A 237-nucleotide genomic window follows, 5' to 3' on the forward strand; every position below is an offset into this window, starting at 1 on the left:
CCATCCATTGTAGCACGTGTGTAGCCCAGGTCATAAGGGGCATGATGACTTGACGTCATCCCCACCTTCCTCCGGTTTGTCACCGGCAGTCTCGCCAGAGTGCCCAACTGAATGCTGGCAACTGACAATAAGGGTTGCGCTCGTTGCGGGACTTAACCCAACATCTCACGACACGAGCTGACGACAGCCATGCACCACCTGTATCTGCGTCCCCGAAGGGAACGCCTAATCTCTTAG

1 rRNA gene is annotated in these 237 nt (G+C 55.7%); it reads right to left on the reverse strand.

What is annotated here, in order from left to right:
• Window positions 1-237, reverse strand: a 16S ribosomal RNA gene (locus IWT5_RS12085); the annotation flags it as partial.

It is taken from the genome of Secundilactobacillus mixtipabuli (assembly GCF_002217925.1).
Lineage (GTDB): Bacteria > Bacillota > Bacilli > Lactobacillales > Lactobacillaceae > Secundilactobacillus > Secundilactobacillus mixtipabuli.